This window comes from Pseudomonas sp. FP603, from assembly GCF_030687415.1.
GTDB classification, from domain to species: domain Bacteria; phylum Pseudomonadota; class Gammaproteobacteria; order Pseudomonadales; family Pseudomonadaceae; genus Aquipseudomonas; species Aquipseudomonas wuhanensis.
This window is the reverse complement of sequence record NZ_CP117431.1, coordinates 299,363-321,947: the sequence shown is the minus strand read 5'-3', so window position 1 is coordinate 321,947 and position 22,585 is coordinate 299,363. Positions and strand designations below refer to the sequence as shown.

20 protein-coding genes, 1 other RNA gene and 2 pseudogenes are annotated in these 22,585 nt (G+C 60.5%); 10 read left to right on the top strand and 13 right to left on the bottom strand.

What is annotated here, in order from left to right:
* Positions 1 to 8: 8 nt before the first annotated feature.
* From gcvT to PSH65_RS01450, 8 genes and pseudogenes are all read right to left on the bottom strand, one after another.
* Entirely contained in the window at positions 9 to 1,091 is a 1,083-nt protein-coding gene (gene gcvT / locus PSH65_RS01485; RefSeq protein ID WP_305424613.1) for a glycine cleavage system aminomethyltransferase GcvT, read from the bottom strand.
* Positions 1,092 to 1,246: 155 nt separating this feature from the next.
* A complete protein-coding gene (locus PSH65_RS01480) occupies positions 1,247 to 2,863 on the bottom strand; it encodes an iron ABC transporter permease (RefSeq protein ID WP_305424611.1) in 1,617 nt (538 codons plus the stop codon).
* Positions 2,864 to 3,040: 177 nt separating this feature from the next.
* Positions 3,041 to 4,046: pseudogene (locus PSH65_RS01475) on the bottom strand (extracellular solute-binding protein).
* Positions 4,047 to 4,295: 249 nt separating this feature from the next.
* The gene (locus tag PSH65_RS01470; RefSeq protein ID WP_305426928.1) at positions 4,296 to 5,513 is read right to left on the bottom strand and encodes a 2-octaprenyl-3-methyl-6-methoxy-1,4-benzoquinol hydroxylase; all 1,218 of its coding nucleotides are present in this window, start codon (positions 5,511 to 5,513) and stop codon (positions 4,296 to 4,298) included.
* A 9-nt stretch (positions 5,514 to 5,522) separates the two neighbouring features.
* Positions 5,523 to 5,618 (bottom strand): annotated as a pseudogene (locus tag PSH65_RS01465) (tetrameric acyl-CoA thioesterase); the annotation flags it as partial.
* A gap of 22 nt (positions 5,619 to 5,640) precedes the next feature.
* Positions 5,641 to 6,828: a 2-octaprenyl-6-methoxyphenyl hydroxylase gene (gene ubiH / locus PSH65_RS01460; RefSeq protein ID WP_305424610.1), complete on the bottom strand. Its 1,188-nt coding sequence runs from the start codon at positions 6,826 to 6,828 to the stop codon at positions 5,641 to 5,643.
* Complete coding sequence (pepP, locus tag PSH65_RS01455) at positions 6,825 to 8,159, bottom strand: Xaa-Pro aminopeptidase (protein WP_305424609.1); 1,335 nt, start codon at positions 8,157 to 8,159, stop codon at positions 6,825 to 6,827. Before pepP ends, ubiH begins: the two co-directional genes overlap by 4 nt.
* Positions 8,160 to 8,186: 27 nt before the next feature.
* Positions 8,187 to 8,741 (bottom strand): YecA family protein, encoded by a 555-nt coding sequence (locus PSH65_RS01450; protein ID WP_305424608.1) that lies wholly within the window; start codon positions 8,739 to 8,741, stop codon positions 8,187 to 8,189.
* 125 nt (positions 8,742 to 8,866) lie between these two features.
* Here PSH65_RS01450 and PSH65_RS01445 point away from each other — a divergent pair, with 125 nt between their 5' ends.
* From PSH65_RS01445 to PSH65_RS01430, 4 genes are all read left to right on the top strand, one after another.
* A complete protein-coding gene (locus PSH65_RS01445; RefSeq protein WP_007940359.1) occupies positions 8,867 to 9,076 on the top strand; it encodes a TIGR02449 family protein in 210 nt (69 codons plus the stop codon).
* The gene (locus PSH65_RS01440) at positions 9,073 to 9,390 is read left to right on the top strand and encodes a cell division protein ZapA (protein ID WP_018927584.1); all 318 of its coding nucleotides are present in this window, start codon (positions 9,073 to 9,075) and stop codon (positions 9,388 to 9,390) included. The genes PSH65_RS01445 and PSH65_RS01440 overlap by 4 nt, the downstream gene beginning before the upstream one ends.
* A gap of 30 nt (positions 9,391 to 9,420) precedes the next feature.
* A non-coding RNA gene (gene ssrS / locus PSH65_RS01435) (6S RNA) lies at positions 9,421 to 9,599 on the top strand.
* Between the two features lie 86 nt (positions 9,600 to 9,685).
* Positions 9,686 to 10,291, top strand: a complete 606-nt coding sequence (locus PSH65_RS01430; protein ID WP_305424606.1) for a 5-formyltetrahydrofolate cyclo-ligase — start codon at positions 9,686 to 9,688, stop codon at positions 10,289 to 10,291.
* A gap of 35 nt (positions 10,292 to 10,326) precedes the next feature.
* On the opposite strand, the gene PSH65_RS01425 is transcribed toward PSH65_RS01430, so the two are convergent.
* A complete protein-coding gene (locus tag PSH65_RS01425) occupies positions 10,327 to 10,476 on the bottom strand; it encodes a hypothetical protein (RefSeq protein ID WP_305424605.1) in 150 nt (49 codons plus the stop codon).
* 201 nt (positions 10,477 to 10,677) lie between these two features.
* Between PSH65_RS01425 and PSH65_RS01420 the strand changes: the two genes are divergently transcribed.
* From PSH65_RS01420 to PSH65_RS01405, 4 genes are all read left to right on the top strand, one after another.
* Entirely contained in the window at positions 10,678 to 11,127 is a 450-nt protein-coding gene (locus PSH65_RS01420; protein WP_305424604.1) for an EVE domain-containing protein, read from the top strand.
* 129 nt (positions 11,128 to 11,256) lie between these two features.
* Positions 11,257 to 12,222, top strand: coding sequence for an HlyD family secretion protein (locus PSH65_RS01415; protein ID WP_305424602.1), 966 nt, complete (start codon positions 11,257 to 11,259; stop codon positions 12,220 to 12,222).
* A complete protein-coding gene (gene rbbA / locus PSH65_RS01410; RefSeq protein ID WP_305424601.1) occupies positions 12,219 to 14,942 on the top strand; it encodes a ribosome-associated ATPase/putative transporter RbbA in 2,724 nt (907 codons plus the stop codon). Before PSH65_RS01415 ends, rbbA begins: the two co-directional genes overlap by 4 nt.
* Entirely contained in the window at positions 14,942 to 16,060 is a 1,119-nt protein-coding gene (locus tag PSH65_RS01405) for an ABC transporter permease (RefSeq protein ID WP_305424600.1), read from the top strand. The genes rbbA and PSH65_RS01405 overlap by 1 nt, the downstream gene beginning before the upstream one ends.
* Positions 16,061 to 16,121: 61 nt before the next feature.
* On the opposite strand, the gene PSH65_RS01400 is transcribed toward PSH65_RS01405, so the two are convergent.
* On the bottom strand, positions 16,122 to 16,529 hold the full coding sequence (locus PSH65_RS01400; protein WP_038980837.1) for a flagellar basal body-associated protein FliL: 408 nt from the start codon (positions 16,527 to 16,529) through the stop codon (positions 16,122 to 16,124).
* Positions 16,530 to 16,679: 150 nt separating this feature from the next.
* Between PSH65_RS01400 and PSH65_RS01395 the strand changes: the two genes are divergently transcribed.
* Positions 16,680 to 17,657, top strand: a complete 978-nt coding sequence (locus PSH65_RS01395) for an NADPH:quinone oxidoreductase family protein (RefSeq protein ID WP_122841051.1) — start codon at positions 16,680 to 16,682, stop codon at positions 17,655 to 17,657.
* Between the two features lie 203 nt (positions 17,658 to 17,860).
* The gene (gene glpT / locus PSH65_RS01390) at positions 17,861 to 19,210 is read left to right on the top strand and encodes a glycerol-3-phosphate transporter (RefSeq protein WP_305424598.1); all 1,350 of its coding nucleotides are present in this window, start codon (positions 17,861 to 17,863) and stop codon (positions 19,208 to 19,210) included.
* Here glpT and PSH65_RS01385 read toward each other — a convergent pair.
* The 3 genes from PSH65_RS01385 to ubiD all read right to left on the bottom strand — a co-directional run bounded on the left by PSH65_RS01385 (position 19,186) and on the right by ubiD (position 22,497).
* Positions 19,186 to 19,854 carry a gamma-glutamylcyclotransferase gene (locus PSH65_RS01385; RefSeq protein ID WP_305424597.1) on the bottom strand — a complete coding sequence of 223 codons (669 nt, stop codon included), beginning with the start codon at positions 19,852 to 19,854 and terminating at the stop codon, positions 19,186 to 19,188. The genes glpT and PSH65_RS01385 overlap by 25 nt on opposite strands.
* Positions 19,855 to 20,062: 208 nt before the next feature.
* Entirely contained in the window at positions 20,063 to 21,031 is a 969-nt protein-coding gene (locus PSH65_RS01380; RefSeq protein ID WP_305424596.1) for a CDP-6-deoxy-delta-3,4-glucoseen reductase, read from the bottom strand.
* A complete protein-coding gene (ubiD, locus tag PSH65_RS01375; RefSeq protein ID WP_007899385.1) occupies positions 21,031 to 22,497 on the bottom strand; it encodes a 4-hydroxy-3-polyprenylbenzoate decarboxylase in 1,467 nt (488 codons plus the stop codon). Before ubiD ends, PSH65_RS01380 begins: the two co-directional genes overlap by 1 nt.
* Between the last annotated feature and the right edge of the window lie 88 nt (positions 22,498 to 22,585).

The following is a 22,585-nucleotide window of genomic DNA, read 5'->3' as shown; positions in this document are numbered from 1 at the left end:
AAAAAAAGTTAGATCAAGGTTTTGCCGTGGCGTACGAAGGTCGGTTTGACCACTCGAACCGGGTACCACTTGCCACGGATTTCCACTTCAGCGCGGTCGGCGGTGGCCACCGGCACGCGCGCCAGTGCTATCGACTTGCTAAGCGTAGGAGAGAAACTACCACTGGTGATCTCCCCTTCGCCAACATCGGCGATGCGAACCACCTGATGCGCCCGTAAAACTCCACGTTCTTCAAGGACCAGACCCACCAGTTTGTGCTGTACGCCATCGGCCTGTTCGGCTTCCAGGGCAGTGCGGCCGATGAACTGACGCGTGGCCGGTTCCCAGGCAATGCTCCAGGCCATGTTGGAGGCCAATGGTGAAACTTCTTGATGAATGTCCTGCCCGTAGAGGTTCATGCCGGCTTCGACACGCAAGGTATCGCGGGCGCCGAGGCCGATCGGGGAAATCCCCGCGCCCACCAGATCGTTGAAGAAGCCCGGTGCCTGATCGGCCGGCAGCACGATTTCCAGACCATCCTCACCGGTGTAACCGGTGCGCGCGATGAACCAGTCACCGTCAGTCTGACCTTCGAAATATTTGAGCTGCTGAATCAGCGTGCCACGGGACTGAGTCACCAGTTCGGCAATCTTGTGCCGGGCGTGAGGCCCTTGAATGGCCAGCATCGCCAGCTCGGAGCGCTCGTTGAGCTGCACATCGAAATCGCCGAGATGAGTTTGCATCCAGGCCAGGTCCTGATTGCGGGTGGAGGCGTTGACCACCAAGCGATAACCGTCCTCAAGACGGTAGACGATCATGTCGTCGACGATGCCGCCGTGCTCGTTGAGCATGGCGCTGTACAGGGCACGGCCGGGGCTGTGCAGACGTTCGACGTCATTGGCCAGTAAATACTGAAGCCAGGCCTTGGCCTGGGGGCCGCCAACATCGATCACGGTCATGTGGGATACATCGAAAACCCCGCAATCGCGACGCACCTGATGGTGTTCCTCGACCTGCGAGCCGTAATGCAGAGGCATATCCCAACCGCCAAAATCGACCATCTTCGCGCCGAGGGCGAGATGAAGGTCATACAGAGGCGTACGCTGTCCCATGGGTTTCTCCTTCCGGGCGTGGCGAAGGTGCGGACAGACGCTGTACGGGGTGAAATGCCTTGAAATAAAGGACTTCAGCCGTTTCAGCCACCCGGTCTGAAAGACGGACCGCACCGAATGCCGCGCATTGTAGCCGCAAGGTGTAGGACTGGCACCTAGGTGTTTCGATGCGCCGACCTTCTGATCAATCCGATGACCGGTATCAGTCCGACCAAAACCAGTGTCAGTGCCGGCAACGAGGCCCTGGCCCACTCGCCTTCACTGGTCATTTCAAAGATCCGCACCGCCAGCGTGTCCCAGCCAAACGGGCGCATCAGCAGGGTCGCGGGCATTTCCTTGAGCACATCGACGAACACCAGCAGCGCAGCGCTCAATGTGCCCGGCAGCAGCAGCGGCAGATACACTTTGAAAAACAGTCGTGGCCCACTGACGCCAAGGCTACGTGCTGCTTCGGGCAAAGAAGGCCGTATTCGCGCCAGGCTGCTTTCAAGCGGTCCATAGGCTACCGCGATAAAGCGCACCAGATAGGCCAGCAACAACGCCGACAGACTGCCCAGCAGCAACGGTTTGCCCGCGCCGCCAAGCCAGCCCGACAGCGGAATCACCAATTCGCGATCCAGATAACTGAACGCCAGCATGATCGACACCGCCAGCACCGAGCCCGGCAAGGCGTAGCCAAGGTTGGCCAGACTGATGCCGGAACGGATCGCCCGGGTCGGTGCCAATCGACGGGCAAAGGCCAGCACCAGAGCGACACTGACGGTGATCAACGCCGCCATGCCGCCCAGGTACAGGGTATGGATGATCAATCCGGTGTAACGCTCATCCAGATCGTAGCGCCCACGTTGCCAGAACCACACCACCAGCTGCAGCACGGGAATGACGAAGGCGCAGGCGAATACCAGACCGCACCAGCTCATGGCCGCCAGCGCCTTGACCCCGCGCAGGTGATACAACGCCTTGACCCGTGGCCGTTCGTTGCTCGCCCGGTTGGCCCCGCGGGCACGACGCTCGCCATACAGCACGACCATCACCACCAACAGCAACAGGCTGGCCAGTTGCGCCGCGGTGGACAGGCTGAAGAAGCCGTACCAGGTTTTGTAGATGGCGGTGGTGAATGTATCGAAGTTGAACACCGACACCGCACCGAAATCCGCCAGGGTTTCCATCAGCGCCAATGCCACTCCCGCGCCGATGGCCGGACGCGCCATGGGCAATGCCACTCGCCAGAACGCCTGCCACGGGGATTGCCCAAGGACTCGCGCTGCTTCCATCAAGCCTTTGCCCTGAGCCAGGAATGCGCTACGCGCCAACAGGTAAACGTACGGATAGAAAACCAGCACCAGCACCAGAATCACACCGCCGGTTGAACGCACTCGCGGCAGCCTCAAACCGCTGCCGAACCATTCGCGCAACAAGGTTTGCGCGGGGCCGGCGAAATCCAGCAGGCCGACGAAGACGAAGGCCAGCACGTAAGCAGGAATCGCAAAAGGCAGCATCAGCGCCCAGTCCAGCCAGCGCCGCCCGGGGAATTCGCAGAGGCTGGTGAGCCAGGCCAGGCTGACGCCCAGCAGCGTTACGCCGAAACCGACACCGAGGACCAACGTGAGGGTATTGCCCAGCAGTCGCGGCATCTGGGTGTCCCACAGGTGGGACCAGATCTGCTGATCGATGGTTTGCCAGGAAAGAAGCAGGACACTCAGGGGCAGCAGGACCAGCGCAGCAATGGCGAAGACCAGGGGATACCAGCGGCGTTGGGAGGGGTGGGCCAAGGAAAGCTCTCGTTTAAATGATTGTGCCCACGCTCTGCGTGGGCACACCTCTTGTGACGCTCTGCGTCACGCCTCGACGCGGAGCGCCGGTGGATGCATTCCCACGCAGAGCGTGGGAACGATCAGGCCGGCAGGGACGCCGCCGACTTCACTCTGTGGCGCAGTATATCGACAGACTCAGTTCCAGCCAGCCCGATCCATCATCCGGATCGCTTCGGCCTGACGCTTGCCAGCGATTTCCACCGGCAAGGTGTCGGCCACGAACTTGCCCCAGCTCGCGACTTCAGCTGAAGGCTGAACGGCAGGGTTGGCCGGGAATTCCTGGTTCACGTCAGCGAAAATCTTCTGCGCTTCAGGTGTGGTCATCCACTCCACCAATGCCTTGGCGGCTTCCGGGTGCGGCGCGTGTTTGGTCAGGCCAATGCCCGACAGGTTGACGTGCACGCCACGGTCGCCCTGATTCGGCCAGAACAGCTTCACCGGCAGGTCCGGCTTCTGTTTGTGCAGACGGCCGTAGTAGTAAGTGTTGACGATGCCGACGTCGCACTGACCGGCGTTGATCGCCTCCAGCACGGCGATGTCGTCGGAGAACACATCGGTGGACAGGTTGTTGACCCAGCCCTTGAGAATTTTCTCGGTTTTCTCGGCGCCATGGACTTCGATCATGGTGGCGGTCAGGGACTGGTTGTAGACCTTCTTCGCCGTGCGCAGGCACAGGCGGCCTTCCCACTGTTTATCGGCCAGCGCCTCGTAGGTGGTCAGCTCACCGGGTTTTACCCGGTCGGTGGAGTAGGCGATGGTCCGCGCCCGCAGGCTCAGGCCGGTCCAGGCATGGGAGGACGCGCGGTATTGCAGCGGGATGTTAGCGTCGATCACCTTGGACGTGAACGGCTGGAGGATGCCCATCTGTTCGGCCTGCCAAAGGTTGCCGGCATCGACGGTCAGCAACAGGTCGGCGGTGACGTTCTCGCCCTCGGCCTTGATCCGGCTGCATCAGCGGTGCTTCCTTGTCGGTGATGAACTTCACCTGTACGCCGGTTTTCTGGGTGTAGACATCGAAGACCGGTTTGATCAGTTCGTCGATACGCGAGGAATAAACCACCACCTCGTCAGCGGCCTGGGCGGCAGTGCTGCCGATCAGGGTCAGGGCCAGTGCGGTCAGTAGACGCTTGGGTGCCAACATGGAAGCGGTCTCTCGAAATGGGGAAGTGATGCCAAATGATAAGGACTCACATTTCGCTTCTCAATCGAACAGTGAGTGGAGGCGTTACCGGATGTTGCATAGCCTGGGATATGAGGTGGCTGATCTGCCGCCATCGCGGGCAAGCCCGCTCCCACAGGTATTCAGCTGTTAATGCATTATGTGTGAGCGCTGAAGATCCTTGTGGGAGCGGGCTTGCCCGCGATGGGGCCAGCTACTGCAGCGAAAATTTCAAGCCTTGGCCAACGCCGGCAGATCCCCAATCAACCCAAGCGCCTCACGCACGAATAACGCCTTGGCCTCGGGCATCTGATCGACCATCTTCAACCCGGTATTACGCAACCAGCGCACCGGCAACGGGTCGGCCTGGAACAGTCGCTCGAACCCTTCCATCGCCGCCATCAATGCCAGGTTGTGGGGCATACGCCGACGCTCAAAGCGACTGAGCACTTTCACGTCCGCTAACCGCTCACCACGCGCGGCCGCTTGCAGCAGCACTTCGGCCAGCACCGCGGCATCGAGGAAACCGAGGTTCACACCCTGCCCGGCCAGCGGATGGATGGTATGGGCTGCGTCTCCGATCAGCGCCAGGCCTTCAGCCACATACCGCTTGGCATGACGCTGACGCAGCGGCACGCACACACGCGGGTCGACGCTGAGCACCGTGCCGAGGCAACCTTCGAAGGCCCGTTCCAGCTCCTTGCAGAAGCCTTCGTCGCCCAGCGCCATCAGGCGTTCGGCTTCGCTGGGCGTGGTCGACCAGACAATCGAGCACCAATCCTGTTGACCGTCCCGTTCCAGCGGCAGAAACGCCAGCGGGCCGTTGTCGGTGAATCGTTGCCACGCGGTCATTTGATGAGGTTTTGCGCAGCGCACACTGGTGACGATCGCGTGGTGCATGTAATCCCACTCGCGAGTCGCAACGCCGGTCAGGCGTCGCACCGCCGAGTTGGCGCCATCCGCCGCGATCACCAAAGGGGCCCGCAAGGTGCGGCCATCGGCCAGGGTCAGCAGCCAGTCGTCACCGGAGCGGCGCATCTGCTCCAGACGCGCATTGGCCAGCATCCCGAGATCGCAGTCGTGCAGTCGGTCGAGCAGCGCGTCCTGAACCACGCGGTTCTCGACGATATGCCCGAGCACTTCGGCATGGACGCTAGTCGCCGAGAAATGAATTTGCCCAGTACCGCTGCCGTCCCAGACGTGCATGTCGGTGTAGGGACTACTGCGTCGATTGGCAATGCCTTCCCAAACGCCCAGGCGTTCGAGTATTCGCTGGCTGGCCGCCGACAAGGCACTCACCCGCGGCTCGAACGGAGCCTGCCCATCGAAGGGTTTGACGCTCAGGGGGCTACCGTCCAGTAGCAGGACTTCGAGCCCGCTGTTTTGTAACGCCAGCGCCAGGGCACTGCCGACCATTCCGGCCCCGACAATCAGCAGATCTGCGCGCATTTCCATGCTTTAAGCCTGTCTCGCTTGCGGCTTGAGCCGCACATAAAGGTTTTTCTCGACCCGCTTCACCCAAGTGCTCGCGCCGCCATGAATATCAACTTGCAGGTGCACCCTGCCCGGTTTTCGCTTACTCATCGGGACGCGTACCCAAGCCCATGGCCTGCCGGGCGAACCAGCGCTTGGCTGGCGGCAGCAGATCGAGGCCGAGCAGCCCAATGTTGCGACCCAGGGAAACCAGCGGCTGGGTGCTGCCGAACAGCCGGGTGACCTGATCGGAGAAACCCACGGTCAGGCTCTGGTCCAGACGCTGGCGCTCGCGATAAGCCTGCAAGGTGGCAAAATCGCCGGGGGCTGTCTCGCTGCCCAACAAACTGTCGGCCAACGCCTGGGCATCGCGCAGGGACAGGTTGAACCCTTGCCCGGCAATCGGATGCAGGCTGTGGGCGGCATTGCCGAGAATCGCCAGATGCGGGCGGACTTGTTCCTCGGCTTCGATCAGCGACAGCGGATATAAATGCCGTACGCCGACCTGCTTCAGCGTGCCGAGGCGATAACCGAAGATGTCCTGCAACTCGCCGAGAAAGCTGCGGTCATCCAGGGCGGCCAGCCGCTGCGCGTCCATGCCCAAACGGGTCCAGACCAAAGCGCAGCGATTGTCCGGCAACGGCAGCAAGGCCATAGGGCCATCGTCGGTGAAACGCTCGAAGGCCATGCCGTTGTGCGCTTCACTGGGGGTGATGTTGGCGATCAGCGCGCTCTGGTTATACGGGCGTTTCTTGATGCCGATACCCAGTTGCTCACGCAAGCCGGAACGGCCGCCATCGGCGAGCACCGCAAGGTCACATTCCAGGATGGTTTCATCGTTGAGCGTCAGGCGATAGCCGTCGGTCAGCGGTTCCATGCGGGTGACTTCCGCCGGGCAACGCCAACTGATCACGTCCTTGTCCAGACTTTGCCAGAGGCATTGGCCGAGCCAGGCGTTTTCCACCACATAACCGAGCGCCGGAACGCCCTCTTCCATCGCCGACAGCCGCGCGGTGGAGAAACGTCCACGGTCGGAGACATGAATTTGCTTGATCGGCTCGGCACGGCGGGAGATTTCCTGCCACACGCCCAACCGTTGATAAATCTGCCGGGCGCCGAACGACAGCGCCGAAGAACGGGCGTCATAGCTCGGTTGGTACGTGTGGCCGGGGGCAAACGGTTCGATCAGCACGATCTTCCAGCCACGGGCCTTGGCCCCCGCCTGTAAAGCCAACGCCAGGCTGGCGCCGACCAGACCACCGCCGATGATTGCCAGATTGACTCGACTCATGCCGCTTGTGTCCGCGCGGCGGCCATCAAGGCCTCGATCTCGGCGACCGTTTTCGGCACGCCGTTGGTCAGGATTTCACAACCGGTCTTGGTCACCACCACGTCGTCCTCGATGCGCACGCCGATGCCGCGCCATTTCTTCGCCACGTTCTGGTTGTCCGGAGCAATGTAAATACCCGGCTCCACGGTCAGCGCCATGCCGACTTCCAGCACGCGCCATTCGCCGCCGACCTTGTACTCGCCGACATCGTGCACGTCCATGCCCAGCCAGTGGCCGGCGCGGTGCATGTAAAACGCTTTGTAGGCTTCGTTGGCGATCAACTCGTCGACGTCGCCCTGCAACAGGCCCAACTTCACCAGACCGGCAGTAATCACCCGGACCGTGGCTTCGTGCGCCTGGTTCCAGTGTTTGTTCGGTGCGATCTCGGCAAACGCCGCTTCCTGGGAAGCCAGCACCAGCTCGTAGATCGCCTTCTGTTCCGGTGAATATTTGCCGTTGACCGGCCAGGTGCGGGTGATATCGCTGGCGTAGCAGTCGATCTCGCATCCGGCGTCGATCAGCACCAGATCGCCGTCCTTGAGCACCGCATCATTCTGCTGGTAATGCAGGATGCAGCTGTTGCGCCCGGCGGCGACGATCGAACCGTAGGCCGGCATCTTCGCCCCGCCCTTGCGGAACTCGTAATCGAGTTCGGCTTCGAGGCTGAATTCATGCAAACCGGCACGGCTGGCCTGCATCGCCCGAATATGGGCCTGGGCGGAAATCCGTGCGGCTTCGCGCATCACTTTCACTTCTGCCGCCGATTTATACAGGCGCATGTCGTGAAGCAGATGATCCAGGGCAACGAATTCATTCGGCGGCTGGGCGCCGAGGTGCGCTTTGGAGCGGATCACGTTGATCCAGTCCATCAGATGCCGATCGAACTCCGGGTTGCTGCCCATGGCCGAATACACCCGGTCGCGGCCTTCGATCAGGCCCGGCAGGATGTCGTCGATATCGGTGATGGGGAATGCATCGTCGGCGCCAAAATCACGGATAGCGCCTTCCTGGCCAGCGCGCAAGCCGTCCCACAATTCCCGTTCGGCATTACGTTCCCGGCAAAACAGCACGTATTCACCGTGCTCACGGCCGGGCATCAAGACGATGACGGCTTGAGGCTCGGGGAAACCGCTGAGGTACTGGAAGTCGCTGTCCTGACGGTAGACGTGCTCGACGTCACGGTTACGAATGGCCACCGCGGCGGCGGGCAGGATGGCGATGCTGTTGGGTTCCATCTGCGCCATCAGCGCCTTGCGGCGACGGCTGTATTCCGATTTCGGGATATGAATCATGGGCAGATGGCTTTCCCTTGCACGCGATTAATGCAACGACGGTTTGGCAGCCGCTTCGTCGGTTTTCTTGGTTTCGGTGAACAGCAGCAACGGAGCGACGCGCAGGTACTCCATGACTTCCATGTAGTCGCTTTCGCCGTCGTCGGACTCTTCCAGGGCGTCTTGCACCTGAGAAATGGCGGCCAGATCCTGCAGCACTTCGGTGGCTTCAGAGCTCAAGGCATACTCGCGGCGGGTCAAACCGAAGCCGGTAAGGAAGCCTTGGCACCATTGGCCCAGTGCAGCCGCACGCTCGGTGAGCGGCGCGTCGTCGCTCGGCAGCAGCAGAACCACGGTCATGTCGTCGCTGGTCAGCTCGCCCTTGACCATCTCTTGCAGGCCGATCAAGGCGTTGCGAACGTTGTCTTGCGGCTCGCCTTCGAGCAGCTCGCCGGCGTCTGCCAACCAGCTGTCGGCATCGAAACCGGCACCGGCGCAACTGCGGCCGAGCAACAGGCCGTGCAGTTCGGCAGGCGAGACGGGATGGCCGCTGGTGCTCAGCAGGGTGGCAAAGGCTTGGTACGGAGAATTCTGAATGGGCATGGGCAGCTAGGCGCCAGACGGCGCTATGTCTAGAATGAAGGCCTTGTATCCTACATCGACAGACTCGCCAAGACTATTAAAGGCTGTCCGCCAGCTACCTCCCATCAGACGAACACGTGGACACAATGGAAGACACCGACCTGCAAGCGCTGATGGCCAGACTCGAGCTGCTGATTACCCGAGTCGAGCAACTAAAGAGTCAAAACGCACTCTTACTAGCTCAAGAAAAGACCTGGCGCGAGGAACGCGCGCACCTCATTGAAAAAAATGAAATCGCCCGGCGTAAGGTCGAATCGATGATTTCGCGCCTCAAGGCCCTGGAGCAAGACTCATGAGTTCAAGCAATAGCGTTACCGTGCAGATCCTCGACAAAGAATATTCGATCATCTGCCCCCAGGAAGAGCGCAGCAACCTGATCAGCGCTGCCCGTTACCTGGACGGCAAGATGCGCGAAATCCGCAGCAGCGGCAAAGTCATCGGCGCCGACCGCATCGCCGTGATGGCCGCGCTGAACATCACGCACGATCTTCTGCACAAGGAAGAACGCCCGGATGTGCAGGCCAGCGGCTCGACCCGTGAGCAGGTTCGCGACCTGCTGGACCGCGTCGATCTGGCGCTGTCGACCGATCCGGACGTCACCAAGGGCTGATTCGCGTAACCGCTTGGGGTATACTCGCATCACTCCCTGGGGTGCTTGCCAGTTGACGACGTCCCTGAGCCGATTCGCACTACCCTGGAGGTTGCACGTTGGGCTGGTGTGCATGTCCGCTAGACGGAAAGCCTTAAAGCCTACTGCATCTTCCACCTTGAACTTTCGGGTTCAAGGGCTAAGTCGACAGCGGTTCATCCGGGGAGCCTGATTTCAATCCGATGCCGGTTTTCATACCGGCATCGGTGTTTTTACGGGTACGCTTTCAGTACCCGCACTTGCGAAGCCTTAATCCATGACCGAACCTGCGCTGCTGCCCCGACCGCAACTTCGACGCATGCTGCGCAAGGCCCGCCGCGCACTGACCCCCAGTCAGCAGCGCGAGGCCGCTCGCGGGCTGTATAAGCAATTGGCCCGGCACCCGCTGTTCCGTCGCGCAAAACACATCTCCCTGTACCTGCCCACCGACGGTGAAATCGATCCGCGCTTGCTGATGCGTGCCGCGCAACGTCGGGGCAAGGCGACGTATCTGCCAGTGCTCAGTGCCTGGCCACGAACCAAAATGGTGTTCCAGCGGATTCGTCCCGGCGAAAAGCTCAAACCCAATCGTTTTCGCATCCCCGAACCTCTGCACAACATCGCCCGACAACGCAAGGTCTGGGCGCTGGATCTGGTGTTGTTGCCGCTGGTGGGGTTTGACGATGTCGGCGGACGCCTGGGAATGGGCGGTGGTTTCTACGACCGGAGCCTGGCGTACCTGGCGCGCCGCAAAAACTGGCGCAAGCCGACGCTGTTGGGCCTGGCCCATGAATGTCAGAAGGTTCAACGTTTGGCTCAGGCGAGCTGGGATGTGCCGCTACAGGGAACGGTCACGGACAAGGCGTGGTATTTCGCGAACTAGACGCCACTGAAATCAGCGGCGTCCAAAAGACAGCTTCAGCGTTTGAAGGCCGATGGCTGTTGCTGCGCGAGCTCGACGGGAGCATCGGTCTTGTTGGCCCACAGGCTTTGGGCATAGCCGGTGGTCACGACGCCCAAACCGAACAAAATAACCAATATCCATAGTAAATCCGGTTTGCGTTTCATCGATTGCCCCCCTCAAGGCACATCAACACGATGACAGCAGCGGTTTCCGTTTTAGGTGTAGGCCGTGCAGCAGCGTCAAGCTTGGAAGGCCGGCATTTTGCGACAACGTGAACCGACACGCAAACGCTGGCGTCAACCGACTGTCGGTTTGTCATAAAATTGCCTGACAACTTCCCCACCCACCTCGCAAGGAGCAAAACCATGGCTTATTGGCTGATGAAATCCGAGCCTGACGAACTCTCCATAAATGACCTGGAGAAGCTTGGCCGAGCGCGCTGGGACGGGGTTCGCAACTACCAGGCGCGCAATTTTTTAAGGGCCATGGCAGTGGGCGACGAATTTTTCTTCTATCACTCCAGCTGCCCTGAGCCTGGGATTGCCGGGATCGGAAAGATTGTCGAGGCAGCCTATCCGGACCCGACGGCACTGGAACCTGAGAGTCATTACTATGATCCGAAGGCCACTGCCGAGAAAAACGCCTGGAGCGCGATCGATGTGGCACATGTCGAGACGTTTCCCAGGGTGCTGAAGCTGGATTATCTGAAGCAGCAAACGGCACTGGCCGAAATGCCATTGGTGCAGAAAGGCTCGCGACTGTCGGTGATGCCGGTGACAGCCGAACAATGGGCAGCGGTGCTTGATCTGCGCTAAATAATGCATAACCGCCGGCCACTCTGGCTTACCTTGCCAACCGGTCAGGCCTGACCCGCAGTTGACTAACATCAAGGTGCTCAAGTGCGTTCCTGTCAGACTGGGACGCTATAGACGCAGGATGCCGATATGTCGACGCACAGCCGTTCTTCGCTTTTCTTCGTTTTTTTACTGGGGACTGTGTTGCTGGCCGCCGGAGGATTTGGTTATTGGCGGTCAACCGTCAACCGACTGCCCGAAGGGTTGTACGTCGGCAATGGTCGACTTGAAGCCACGGAAGTGCAAATCGCCAGCAAAACACCCGGTCGATTGGCTGAAGTGTTGGTGGAAGAAGGCGACAAGGTAACTCAGGGTCAACTGTTGGCCCGCATGGACACCCGAACCCTTGAAGCCCAGCGCAACCAGGCTGAAGCTGAAGTGATACGCGTACGGGAAAATCTTGCCGCGGCCCAGGCCAATGTGAAACTGCGCCAAAGCGAGCATCTGCTTGCCCAGCAAGAGCTCAAACGCTCCCAGGCGTTGTTCAATCGCGGTTTCGCCAGCGGCCAGATCATCGACCAACAGCAGTCACGCTTCGACACCGCCAATGCGGCTGTTACTGCGGCCCGCGCCCAGGTGTCCGCCGTCGGCGCAGCCATTGGCGCGGCACAGGCGCAAGTGGCTCAGTTAAACAGCGAAATCGATGACAGCAGCTTGCGGGCCCCCATCGACGGAATAATTCAGCTTCGCATGGCCGAACCCGGAGAAGTGCTCGGCGCAGGTGGGCGAGTGTTGCTGCTGATTGACCCGAACGACCAATACATGAACCTCTATCTTGCAGCATCCGTCGCCGGACGCCTGGCGGTCGGCGATGAAGCGCGGATCCTGCTGGACGCCCTGCCCGACCAGCCGCTGCCGGCAAAAATCAGTTTCGTGGCGGCCAAGTCGCAGTTCACGCCCAAAGAGGTCGAGACCCGCGACGAACGTCAGAAGCTAGTGTTTCGGGTCAAGCTACACTTGACCCACCCCAGCGCCGTGCCCCAGGCCAAACCGGGGATGCCCGGCAATGGCTACGTGCGCACCGCTCCCATTGACTGGCCGGCCAATCTTCAATGACCGGCCTGGCACTGCAAGCCACCCGCCTTCAGCACCGCTATGGCGAACGGCATGCGCTGACCGACATCACGCTCAGCCTGCCCACCGGTACCCGGTGCGGGTTGATTGGCCCGGATGGCGCCGGCAAATCCAGTTTGCTGGGATTGATCGCAGGCGTGAAGACGCTGCAGGAAGGTCAACTGGAAGTGCTCGGCGGCTCGATCCAGGACCGGCGCCACCGCAACAGCCTCTACTCGCGCATCGCATTCATGCCTCAAGGTCTGGGCGGCAACCTGTACCCTGATCTGTCGATCCGCGAGAACATTCACTTCTTTGCCACACTGTTCGGGCTGTCCAGGGCTGAAAGCAATCAGCGCATGCACAGCCTGCTGCTCGCCACCGATCTACTGCGATTTGCCGAGCGCCCGGCCGGCAAGCTGTCGGGCGGAATGAAACAGAAGCTCGGCCTCTGTTGCGCACTGATCCATGAGCCTGATTTGTTGATCCTCGATGAGCCGACCACTGGCGTCGACCCCTTGTCCCGACGGCATTTCTGGGAGTTGATTGATGACGTTCGGCGCCAACGCCCGCAACTGACGCTACTGGTCGCCACCGCGTACATGGAAGAGGCCGAGCAGTTCGAACACTGCCTGATGCTCGACGGCGGCAAGCTGATCGCTGCCGGTTTGAGCCGCGACCTGGGGGCGGTAACCCCCAGCGGCAAGCTCGATAAAGCCTTCACCCACTTTCAGGGCGACACTGGCCACGACCACCAGCCGCTAGTGATCCCTCCCAGAACCAACGCTACGGCTGACATCGCCATCGAAGCCCATGACCTGACCCTGCGCTTCGGTGATTTCACCGCGGTGGACAAGGTCAGCTTCGCCATTGGCCGTGGCGAGATCTTCGGGTTTCTGGGCTCCAACGGTTGCGGCAAAACCACCACCATGAAAGTGCTCACCGGGCTGATCCCGGCCAGCGAAGGCAGTGCCACGCTGCTGGGCAACCCGGTGAACGCCAAGGATCTGGCCACCCGCAAGCGCGTCGGCTTCATGTCTCAGAGTTTCTCGCTCTATGGCGAACTCAGCGTGCGGCAGAACCTGGACTTGCATGCGCGACTGTTCGATCTACCCCAGGCCGACAGTGCCCAGCGCATCGACGAACTGATCCAGCGCTTCAGCCTGGCCAACGTCGCCCATCAGCCCTCCGGTGCATTGCCGCTGGGTCTGCGTCAACGGTTATCCCTGGCGGTGGCGGTGCTGCATCGCCCGGAAGTGCTGATCCTCGACGAACCCACCTCCGGCGTCGACCCGGCGGCGCGGGACGATTTCTGGCGACTGCTGATCGAACTGTCCCGCGAACAGGACGTGACAATCTTCCTGTCCACCCATTTCATGAACGAAGCCCAGCGCTGCGACCGCATCTCATTGATGCACGCAGGCAAGGTACTGGCCTGCGACACCCCGGCAGCACTGCAACAGCAGTTCAACGGCCAGACACTTGAGGCCGCGTTCGTCACCTGCCTGGAACAGGCCCAGAGCCCGGTCGCAACAGCGGCGCCACCAACGCCCATCGAAACGATGCTCGCACCCACCCCATCAATGAAAGACCGTCGCTTCAGCTTTGGGCGACTGCGGGCATTGGCGAACCGTGAAGGCAAGGAACTGCTGCGCGATAGAGTGCGCCTGGCCTTCGCTCTACTCGGGGCGATGCTCATGATGGTGATTTTCGGCTACGGCATTTCCCTGGACGTGGAGAAACTCGCCTTCGCGGTCTACGACCAGGACCAGACCCCGCAAAGCCGGGCTTATCTGGAGGCATTTCGCGGTTCCCGTTACTTCGAGGAGCAGCCCCCGATAGGCGATCCGGCGCAGTTGCATCGACGATTGCAGCGCTCGGAAATCAAACTGGCGCTGGAGATTCCCCCTGGATTCGGTCGGGATCTGTTCGCCGGTCGCCAACCCACGGTGGCGGCCTGGTTCGACGGCGGTATGCCGTTTCGCGCCGAAACCAGCCGCAATTATGTGGAAGCGGTACACCAGGCCAACCTGGAACAACTGGCGGATCAGTCCAGTCCCGCGCCGCCCCGGCAAGCGCCAGCCAAACTGGAAACCCGTTTCCGCTACAACCAGGACGTCGTCAGCGTCAATGCCATCGGCCCCGGGGTGATGGCACTGGTCCTGGCGTTCATCCCGGCCATGCTGACTGCGCTGGGCATCGTGCGGGAGAAGGAACTGGGCTCGATCACCAACTTCTACGCCACACCGCTGACCCGCCTGGAGTTCCTGTTGGGTAAACAGGTGCCGTATCTGGCCGTCAGTCTGATCAATCTCGCCGTGCTGACAGCCATGAACCGTTGGCTGTTCGGCGTACCCTTCAAGGGCAGCGCATTGACCCTGGCCTTCGGCGGGCTGCTCTACGTGCTGGCGACCACCAGCATGGGGATGTTGATTTCGGCGTTCACCCGAACCCAGATCGCCGCGATTCTAGGCACTATGATCATCACCAGTCTGCCGACGATCCAGTTCTCCGGTTTGATCGTGCCGCGGTCGGCCCTCGATGGGGCGGCCGCGGTCATGGGGATGCTGTTTCCGGCAGGCTATTTTCTCGATATTGCTGTCGGCACCTTTACCAAGGCGCTGGATATCCGGCAGTTGTGGCCACAATGCCTGGCACTGTTCGGGTTCTTTCTCGGGTTCACCGGGCTCAGCCTGGCCATGCTGAAAAAGCAGGAGGTCTAATGCATAAGCTTGCGCACATCCTGCGTCTTGGCCTCAAGGAACTCACGAGCCTGCGACATGACAGTGTGTTGCTACTGTTCCTGCTCTACGCCTTTACAGTGGCGATCTACATGCCGGCCGCAGGCTCAGTGATTGGTGTGCACAACGCCAGTGTGGCCATGGTCGATGAAGATCACAGCCCCATGTCACGCCAACTGGCCCAGGTTCTGCGGCCGCCGGAATTTCAACCGCCGGTGCCGCTGCCTTATGGCCAACTGGACGAGGTGCTGGACAGCGGGCGGTACACCTTCGTGATCAATGTTCCAGCCAATTTTCAGGCCGATCTGCTGGGCGGCCACCAGCCAGCGGTGCAGGTCAACGTTGACGCCACCGCCATGAGCCAGGCGTTCATGGGCGCAGGCTATATCGGGCGGATTTTCCAGCGCGAGCTGCTGACCTACAGTGGCCAGGGCGATGCGGCGAGCCAGACACCCGTGCTGCTGACGACACGAGCGCTGTTCAATACCAACCTGGAGGGTGGCTGGTTCCTGGCGGTGATTCAGATCGTCAACAACATCACGATCCTGGCCATCATCCTGACGGGCACAGCGCTACTGCGTGAACGCGAGCACGGCACCCTCGACCATTTGCTGGTACTGCCGCTGACGGCACTGGAAATCATGCTGGCGAAAGTCTGGAGCAACATGCTGGTGGTGGTGCTGTGCACCTGGGTATCGCTGGAAGTGATCGTCAAAGGCGCCCTTGGCGTGCCGCTGGCCGGCTCCATGAGCTTTTTCTTGCTGGTAACGGCGGTCTATCTGTTCGCCAGCACGGCGCTGGGAATCTTTCTCGCGACCCTCGCCCGCTCGACACCGCAGTTCGGCTTGTTGGCGATTCCGGTGATTATCCCGATGTTGCTGCTTTCCGGGGGCAGTACGCCCCTGGACAGCATGCCGCAATGGCTGCAATGGGTGATGCAGGGCTCGCCGTCGACACACTTCGTCAGCCTCAGCGCCGCGATACTGTTTCGCGACGCCGGCATCGGTGTCGTCTGGCCAGACTTGCTGGCATTAAGTGCCATCGGCCTGCTGTTCTTTACCATTGCGCTGATGCGGTTTCGCAAGAGCCTGGCTTCCTGAGGACCAAGTCACGCCCTTCTCGGGCAAGCCTGCAATGAGGCCCGCCCGGACAGCAAAAGGCTTATTGAATGATCAGGTTGTTGAACAACAGATCCTCAACCACCGGCTTGCCGGTTTCGTCGTTCATCACTTGCTGAGTCTGCTTCAAGGCTTCCTGACGCAGTTTTTCCTTGGCTTCGACGTTGTTCATGGCTTCAGTAGTCTGTTGCGCAAACAACGCCACCAGCTGATTGCGGATCAATGGCTCATTGGCCTTCACCGCTTTGGTCGCCTCTTCGCCGGTCACCCGCAACGCCACATCGGCCTTGTAGACCTTGAGCTTCGGCGTACCGTCCAGCCCATAGTTGCCCACGAATGGCGGGCTCAGGGTGATGTAGTTGACCTTCGGGGCTTCACCTTCTTTGGCTTCTTCGGCCATCGCTGCCACAGGCAGAGACAGGGCCAGCAACAACATGATCCACGCTTTCACAATTCGCTCCTTATCCGGTTTGCGGCCAAGCATAACGACCCGCCGCTCAAGCACAAGCTTATGGCTGACTATCAGGGTCGGGCATGCTCGTTGACCCAACGACTCACACACCTACACTTATCGGCCATCACTCCCAAAGGAATAGCCCTGATGAAAGCCGTGCTGTGCAAAGCCTTCGGCCCTGCCGAATCGCTGGTGCTGGAAGACGTCGCCAGTCCTGTCGCGAAGAAGAACGAAATCCTGCTGGACGTGCACGCGGCTGGGGTGAATTTCCCGGACACGTTGATCATCGAGGGCAAATACCAGTTCAAACCGCCCTTCCCGTTTTCGCCGGGGGGCGAAGCGGCCGGCGTGGTCAGCGCGGTGGGCGAAAAGGTCAGCCACCTCAAGGTTGGTGACCGGGTCATGGCCCTGACGGGCTGGGGCAGCTTTGCCGAGCAGGTCGCGGTGCCGGGTTACAACGTGCTGCCGATCCCGTCATCGATGGACTTCAACACCGCCGCCGCTTTCAGCATGACTTACGGCACCTCGATGCACGCCCTCAAGCAACGGGGCAACCTGCAACCGGGCGAAACCTTGCTGGTGCTCGGCGCTTCCGGCGGCGTCGGCCTCGCTGCCGTGGAAATCGGCAAAGCCATGGGCGCCCGGGTGATCGCCGCCGCCAGCAGCGCGGAAAAACTCGCCGTAGCCAAGGCTGCCGGCGCCGATGAACTGATCAACTACAGCGAAACCAGCCTCAAGGACGAAATCAAACGCCTGACCGACGGCCAGGGCGCCGACGTGATCTACGATCCGGTGGGTGGCGACCTGTTCGACCAGGCCATCCGCGCCATTGCCTGGAACGGCCGCCTGCTGGTGGTCGGTTTCGCCAGTGGACGCATCCCCGAGCTACCAGTGAACCTGGCGCTGCTCAAGGGTGCCGCGGTGGTCGGTGTGTTCTGGGGTTCCTTCGCCCAACGCCAACCCCAGGACAACGCGGCGAACTTCCAGCAACTGTTTGGCTGGTTTGCCGAGGGCAAGTTGAAGCCGTTGGTGTCGCAAGTGTATCCGCTGAGCAATGCGGCGCAGGCCATCAATGATCTTGGCCAGCGCAAGGCGGTCGGGAAGGTGGTCGTGCAGGTTCGCTGATTGTTTTCTAGCCAGGTCGCAGCCTGCGACCTGGCTCCGTCATCCCGACACCGACCCTCATTTATACCTGAGCGACATGTTCATAAAGGAACATGCAATCTCCAACATTTCCGCTGTTTTGCCGATGTGAAGCGGTGCTATTTTCGGTAACGAAACTGTAACATTCGCATCCGCAGTCAAAACAAGAAATCTGGAGCTCTTGAATGTTTGCTTTCTTTCGTCCTGCCGCACATCAGGCTCCATTGCCTGAAGAAAAAATAGACAGCACCTATCGACGCCTTCGCTGGCAGATCTTCGCCGGGATTTTCATTGGGTATGCGGGTTACTACCTGCTGCGCAAGAACTTCTCCCTGGCCATGCCATACCTGATCGAAGAGGGTTACACCCGTGGTCAGCTGGGCCTGGCAATGTCGGCGATTGCAATTGCCTACGGCCTGTCGAAGTTCCTCATGGGCCTGGTGTCCGACCGCTCCAACCCGCGCTACTTCCTGCCATTTGGCCTGTTGGTGTCGGCCGGCGTGATGTTCGTTTTCGGCTTCGCGCCTTGGGCAACGTCCAGCGTGACCATGATGTTCATCCTGCTGTTCATCAACGGCTGGGCCCAGGGCATGGGCTGGCCGCCGAGTGGCCGAACCATGGTGCACTGGTGGTCGCAGAAGGAGCGCGGTGGCGTGGTGTCCGTGTGGAACGTGGCACACAACGTCGGCGGCGGCCTGATCGGCCCCCTGTTCTTGCTCGGCATGGGTCTGTTCAACGACTGGCACGCCGCGTTTTACGTACCGGCAGCGGTGGCTCTGGCCGTGGCGGTGTTTGCCTTCATGACCATGCGCGACACGCCACAGTCGGTGGGCCTGCCGCCGATCGAGAAGTACAAGAACGACTACCCGGAAGGTTACGACGCTAGCCACGAAGAGGAATTCAGCGCCAAGGAAATCTTCGTCAAGTACGTGCTGCGCAACAAAATGCTCTGGTACATCGCCATGGCCAACGTCTTCGTCTACCTGCTGCGTTATGGCGTGCTGGACTGGGCACCGACCTACCTCAAGGAAGCCAAAGGCTTCACCGTGGATAAAACCTCGTGGGCGTATTTCTTCTACGAGTGGGCGGGGATCCCGGGCACGCTGCTGTGCGGCTGGATGTCGGACAAGATCTTCCGTGGCAACCGTGGCCTGACCGGCATGGTGTTCATGGCGTTGGTGACCGTGGCGACATTGGTTTACTGGCTTAACCCGGCCGGCAACCCGACCGTCGACATGATCGCGCTCGTCTCGATCGGCTTCCTGATCTACGGCCCGGTAATGCTGATCGGTCTGCAAGCGCTGGAACTGGCGCCGAAGAAAGCCGCCGGGACTGCAGCAGGCTTCACGGGGTTGTTCGGTTATCTGGGTGGTTCAGTCGCGGCCAGTGCAGCGATGGGCTACACCGTGGACCACTTCGGCTGGGACGGCGGTTTCGTCTTGCTGATCGGCGCATGCCTGCTGGCGATGGCCTTCCTTGCGCCAACGCTGTGGCACAAGCAAGTCGCCAGTCAGAGCCGCGAAGCGCTCGCCTGATCGGCCTTTGATTTGCAGCGTTTGAGCCGCGCCTCCAGATTCCGGTCTGGCATGGCGTGGCTACGCAGGGCGTGGGCGGTCTGCTCGACATACTCGCGAGTGGTGCCATAACGTCCGCAAGCGCTTTCGAACACTTGGCTCAGCACATGATCCGGCAAGTTGCCGGCATAGCTGGGCAGGTGCCGTTCCAATACAAATCCCAATGCCTGAACCTGGCTACCGTCTTCGAGACGGCAGTTGAGCCAGTGTGGGCGATAGGACGGGAATGGCATTTCACGCTGCCAGAGTGCATAAAGCGAAGCTTCGAGTTGTTCTTCGGGCAAGCGATAGGCAAACCCGCTGCATGAGCCACCGCGATCCAGGCCAAACACCAGCCCGGGCACTTCCGGTGTACCGCGATGTTCGTGGGACCACAGGTACAAACCGCGATGGTAGCCATGCACGCGACCGCGCACTCGCTCAACCGCCGCACATTCAGGGCGCCAGATCAGCGAACCATAAGCGAACAGCCAGACCGGCCCACCCTTGTGGCGCGCCATGGTCGACTGCATCGAGCTGAGCAATTGTTCGTGCGTAAGCTGCGGCCCCAGATCGAGCCGCGGAGGGTAAGCCAGATTCAAAAAAGCAGATTCAATGGCACTCATGGCGAATAGCGTTCAGCTCCCCGCGGGTAAAGAATTACTTAATAGAACGCACCGCTGTAACAATAAGGCACATATGTTTTAAGGCAATTTAAATGCCATGGCAGAGTTCTAGAAATTATGCTGGGGCAAGATATAACCTACCGGCATTTATATTATTTTATAAATACCGATCGGCTATATGGGGAGTTATAACGATTTAAATCGAGGATCAAGATCGCGGCGCGTAAGCGAATACATCCGCGCGCATTTGATGGGCATCCATCCCCGCTTCAACCAGTGCATCCAGCGTGCCATAGACCATCGCCGGAGAGCCGCTGGCGTAGACGTGCAGGGCTTTCAGATCAGGGAAATCTTCACACACCGCCTCATGCAACATGCCGCAGCGCCCTCCCCAGCCGCATTGATCGCTGACGACTTTATGCAGGAACAGATTGGGCAGTTTCAACCATTCGTCCCAATGCTCAATGCCATAAAAGTCTTCGGGACGACGCACGCCCCAATACAGATGCACCGGATGCTTGAAACCGGTGGCCCGGCAATGTTCGATCAGGCTGTGGATCTGGCCCATGCCAGTACCGGCAGCAATCAGTACCAGTGGACCGTCCGGCAGTTCCGCCAGATGGGTATCGCCGAACGGCATCTCAATGCGCACCATCGGGTTGCGCTGAAGCTGTTCGATCAGGCTCAGCGCACTGCTTTCGCGCGCCAGCACGTGAATTTCCAGATCGCGGCCGGAATGCGGCGCAGAGGCCAGGGAGAAGGCGGATTTCTCGCCGTTCTCACGCTCGATCATCAGATACTGGCCGGCGTGATAGCGCGGCGGCTTGCCCGCAGGCGCACGCAGACGCACGCGCCAGGTGTCGCCGCCGACGTCCCTGCATTCAATGACCTGACACGACACGCTGCGCACCGGCAATTCTCCCAGCGCGAGCACGCCATCCCACAGCACGATGCAGTCTTCCAGCGGCTCTGCAATGCAAGTGTAGAACTCGCCGTGGTCGCGCACATCGCCGGCCTGTTCGACCCGCCCCTCCACCAGCAATGCGCCGCACACATGGCAATTGCCGTTGCGACAGCTTTGCGGGCATTCATAGCCCAGGCGCCGCGCGCCATCGAGAATACGCTCGCCGGGCAGAATCTCTAGCACTGCTCCGGAGGGCTGCAAGGTTACACGCATCAATCTATTCCTAACTGATTCCAGATGGCATCGATCCGTTGGGTAACGGCTTCATCCTTGACGATGACCCGGCCCCACTCGCGAGTGGTTTCGCCTGGCCATTTATGCGTGGCATCGAGCCCCATCTTCGAACCCAGGCCGGAGACCGGCGAGGCGAAGTCCAGGTAGTCGATCGGCGTGTTATCGATCATCACCGTGTCGCGCTTGGGGTCCATGCGCGTGGTAATGGCCCAGATCACGTCGTTCCAGTCCCGTGCGTTGATATCGTCGTCGGTGACGATAACGAACTTGGTGTACATGAACTGTCGCAAAAACGACCAGACACCGAGCATTACCCGCTTGGCGTGGCCGGGATACGACTTCTTCATGGTCACGATGGCCATGCGGTACGAGCAGCCTTCGGGCGGCAAGTAGAAGTCGGTGATCTCCGGAAACTGCTTTTGCAGGATCGGCACGAACACTTCGTTCAGCGCCACGCCGAGAATCGCCGGCTCATCCGGTGGACGACCCGTGTAGGTGCTGTGGTAGATCGGTTTGATCCGGTGGGTGATGCGCTCGACGGTGAACACCGGGAAGCTGTCGACTTCGTTGTAGTAGCCGGTGTGGTCGCCATACGGGCCTTCGTCGGCCATTTCACCCGGATGGATCACGCCTTCGAGGATGATCTCGGCGGTGGCCGGCACTTGCAGGTCATTGCCGCGGCATTTCACCAGCTCGGTGCGGTTACCGCGCAACAGACCGGCAAAAGCATATTCGGAGAGGCTGTCCGGCACCGGCGTCACGGCACCAAGAATGGTTGCCGGGTCAGCGCCCAGCGCCACAGACACCGGGAACGGCTGGCCGGGGTGTTTCTCGCACCACTCACGGTAATCCAGCGCGCCGCCACGGTGGCTCAACCAGCGCATGATCACCTTGTTGCGGCCGATCACTTGCTGACGGTAGATGCCGAGGTTCTGGCGATCCTTGTTCGGACCTTTGGTGACGGTCAGGCCCCAAGTGATCAGCGGGCCGACGTCACCCGGCCAGCAGGTCTGTACCGGCAACATCGCCAGATCGACATCGTCGCCTTCGATGACCACTTCCTGGCACACCGCGTCTTTGACGACTTTCGGCGCCATGGCAATGATCTTGCGGAAAATCGGTAGCTTGGACCAGGCGTCCTTCAGGCCCTTCGGTGGCTCGGGCTCCTTGAGGAACGCCAACAGCTTGCCGATTTCGCGCAACTCGCTGACCGCTTCTGCGCCCATCCCCAGCGCCACGCGCTCGGGGGTGCCGAACAGGTTGCCGAGTACTGGAATGTCATAACCGGTAGGGTTTTCGAAAAGCAGCGCCGGCCCCTTGGCGCGCAATGTGCGATCGCAGACCTCGGTCATTTCGAGCACTGGGGACACTGGAACCTGGATGCGCTTGAGTTCGCCGCGCTTTTCCAGGCCGCTGATAAAGTCGCGCAAGTCGCGATACTGCATGCGTGAGCCTCGTGTTGGCCGTGGCGTTCGGGGCAGGCAGTTTAGCGCCGAACCCCTCTATTCAGAACCACGAACTGCCGGTTCATCA